The organism is Bradyrhizobium sp. AT1 (assembly GCF_001590795.1).
In the GTDB taxonomy this organism is placed as follows: Bacteria; Pseudomonadota; Alphaproteobacteria; order Rhizobiales; family Xanthobacteraceae; genus Bradyrhizobium.
The window spans coordinates 4,171,775-4,174,665 of record NZ_JXDL01000001.1 but is presented as its reverse complement, the minus strand read 5'-3'; the positions used below and the strand labels follow the sequence as shown (position 1 = coordinate 4,174,665).

Here is a 2,891-nt window from a genome sequence, read left to right as displayed (position 1 = left end):
CCCGTTCGGCGCGTCGGCGTCAGCCGCACCCAACGCTGTCATCCCTGCGAACGCAGGGATCCATACCGCGTGATCTATCGGTGGGGATGAAGTGCGAGTACCGGGCTGCTAGTCTTCGCCAAATTGCTCCCTGTGGTTATGGGTCCCTGCGTTCGCAGGGACGACAGCGGCAATCGCGGGAGACAGTCGGACAAAGCAAAAAGCGCCTGAGCATTCAGGCGCCTTCCGCATTCAGCGCTCGCTTCAGCTCCGCGGATAGCCCGCCGCCTCCAGGATCAAATTCGCGACATCCTTCGGGTGCGACACCAGCGAGAGGTGGCCGGCATCGAGCTCCACGGTCGTGGCGTTCATGCGCTTGGCGAGGAAGCGTTCGAGATCGGGGTTGATGGTGTAGTCGTTCTTCGACACCGCGTACCAGCTCGGCTTGGAATGCCATGCCGCCTCCGTGGTGCGGCCGGCGAAGATCGAGGCCGCGGTCGGCCATTGCACGGCGTAGAGCTCCTTCGCCTGCTCCGGCTTCACGCCATTGGCAAAGTACTTCAGGAAGGCATCTTCCGAGAGCTTGGTATAGCCGTCGCGCTCGACGATGCCGGCGCGCACCGGGCCGGTCGGAAACTGCTTCGACAGCGCGACGAAATCCTCGTTCGCATCAGGCGCGCGGGCGGCGATATAGACGAGGCCGGTGACCTTCGGGTCGATGCCGACCTGGCTGATGACGGTGCCGCCCCAGGAATGCGCGACCAGCACGGTCGGTCCGTCCTGCTCGGCCAGGGCGCGCTTGGTGGCGTCGACGGAGTCGGCGAGCGACGACAGCGGATTCTGCACCGCCGTGACATGCAGGCCTGCAGCCTGGAGGATCGGAATCACCTCCGACCAGCTCGAGCCGTCGGCCCAGGCACCGTGCACCAGCACGACATTGGTCGCCTTCACGGTCTGCGGTGTCTGTGCGTGAGCGAGGCTGATAGGAGCCGCCAGCAGGCTCGCGGCGACGAAAAGGCTGCGCCAAAAAGTCATGATCGTTCTCCGTCTTGTTCTTGGGGTCGATGCCCAAAGGACGGAGCGCGCGGCCACCCTGTTACGCGGCCTCACCGCTCTGTGATGCAGCGCAAATAAAAACGCCCCGGGGCACCGGGGCGTTTTCGTAACCTGGAGATGACGCGCGCTGATTACGCGGCGACTTGCGCGGCCGAGTTCTCGATCACCTGCGCCTTCGCGCCGGTGTTGATCGCGATCTGGCGCGGTTTCTTCGCCTCGGGAATCTCGCGGACGAGATCGACGTGAAGCAGCCCGTTCTCGAGCGAGGCGTCCTTCACCTGCACGAAGTCGGCAAGCTGGAAGGCGCGCTCGAAAGCACGCGCGGCGATGCCGCGGTAGAGTACTTCCGACTTCGAGTTCTCGTTGGCGACCTTCTCGCCCTTGATCGTCAGCGTGTTTTCCTTCGCGACGATGGAGAGCTCATCCCTGGCGAAGCCCGAGACCGCAACGGTGATGCGGTAGGCGTTCTCGCCGGTACGCTCGATATTGTAGGGGGGATAACCGGGGCTGCCGTCCGAGCTGGCCTGGTCGAGCAGGCTGAAGAGGCGGTCGAAGCCGACGGTGGAACGATAGAACGGGGTGAGATCGTAGCTACGCATGGTCAAGTCCTCCATTGAGCGACTGTTTGGTAACCCGCCCGCCAATCGGGCCGGGCTTTAGTCTGTGTGCAGCCTGATGTTCCGGTTCCGAAACACTGGTAGCGGCCTGCACGAAGGTGATATGGGTGGAACGAGACGGCGTTCAAGAGGGCGGCATTTGCGCCTTTTCGGCGCTTTGGCCCCTTGATTTGCAGCACTTCGCGCCCAAGCACCTCCACCCATGACGTTGGTCTCGATCCCGTCCAATCCCGTCCCCGAAAACGTCGTCAGCGGCACCATCAAGACGCCCGATGGCGCCGAGCTGCGCTTTGCGCGCTGGGCGCCGCCGGCGGGCCGCAAGGGCACCGTCTGCGTCTTCACCGGGCGCAGCGAGCAGATCGAGAAATATTTCGAGACCGTGCGCGATCTGCGCGACCGCGGCTTTGCGGTGGCTATGATCGACTGGCGCGGGCAGGGCCACTCCTCGCGCCGCCTGCGTGACCCGCGCAAGGGCTATGTGCGCGATTTCTCGGATTTCGAGGTCGACGTCGAAGCCTTCGTGCAGCAGGTGGTGCTGCCGGATTGTCCGCCGCCGTTCTTCGCCCTGGCGCATTCCATGGGCGGCACGGTGCTGCTGCGGGTGGCGCATGCCGGCAAGCGCTGGTTCGACCGCATGGTGCTGTCGGCGCCGATGATCGACCTGCCCGGCCGTACCACCTCGTTTCCGGTGCGTGCATTGCTGAAGACGATGCGCCTGCTCGGGCAGGGCGGCCGTTACGTCCCCGGCGGCAGCGATCGCCTCACCGGGCTGGACCCCTTCATCAACAATCCCGTGACCAGCGATCCCGTCCGCTATGCACGCAATGCCGCGATCCTTGAGGAGGATCCGACGCTCGGGCTCGCGTCACCGACCGTCGCCTGGGCCGATACCGCCTTCCGCGCGATGCACACCTTCAAGGGCGTGCACTACCCCTCGCAGATCCGCCAGCCGATCCTGATGCTGGCGGCCTCCAACGACGTGGTGGTCTCCACCGCCGCGATCGAGGAGTTTGCCTATCACTTGCGCGCCGGCTCGCATCTCGTGATCGCCGGCGCCAAGCACGAGATCCTGCAGGAGCAGGACCGCTACCGCTCCCAGTTCTGGGCCGCCTTCGACGCCTTCGTGCCGGGCACGCCGCTGTTCAAATGAGGGGGTCTTCCCCCTCGCCCCGCTTGCGGGGAGAGGGTCGGGGTGAGGGGGAGTCTCCGCAAAGACGGTGAGAGTTGGACTCGCGGAGA

At 65.0% G+C, this 2,891-nt stretch carries 3 protein-coding genes; 1 reads left to right on the top strand and 2 read right to left on the bottom strand.

The window, feature by feature from the left end; genetic code table 11:
- Nucleotides 1–243: 243 nt before the first annotated feature.
- Nucleotides 244–1,014 (bottom strand): alpha/beta fold hydrolase, encoded by a 771-nt coding sequence (locus SE92_RS19460; RefSeq protein ID WP_063197559.1) that lies wholly within the window; start codon nucleotides 1,012–1,014, stop codon nucleotides 244–246.
- 152 nt (nucleotides 1,015–1,166) lie between these two features.
- On the bottom strand, nucleotides 1,167–1,634 hold the full coding sequence (locus tag SE92_RS19455) for an Hsp20 family protein (RefSeq protein ID WP_063203638.1): 468 nt from the start codon (nucleotides 1,632–1,634) through the stop codon (nucleotides 1,167–1,169).
- 220 nt (nucleotides 1,635–1,854) lie between these two features.
- Here SE92_RS19455 and SE92_RS19450 point away from each other — a divergent pair, with 220 nt between their 5' ends.
- Nucleotides 1,855–2,802 carry an alpha/beta fold hydrolase gene (locus SE92_RS19450; RefSeq protein ID WP_063197557.1) on the top strand — a complete coding sequence of 316 codons (948 nt, stop codon included), beginning with the start codon at nucleotides 1,855–1,857 and terminating at the stop codon, nucleotides 2,800–2,802.
- Nucleotides 2,803–2,891: the final 89 nt, after the last annotated feature.

Excerpts from the sequence above, each read along its gene's own strand:
- SE92_RS19460 (WP_063197559.1), bottom strand. The coding sequence starts at position 1,014 with ATGACTTTTTGGCGCAGCCTTTTCGTCGCCGCGAGCCTGCTGGCGGCT.
- SE92_RS19455 (WP_063203638.1), bottom strand. The coding sequence starts at position 1,634 with ATGCGTAGCTACGATCTCACCCCGTTCTATCGTTCCACCGTCGGCTTC.
- SE92_RS19450 (WP_063197557.1), top strand. The coding sequence starts at position 1,855 with ATGACGTTGGTCTCGATCCCGTCCAATCCCGTCCCCGAAAACGTCGTC.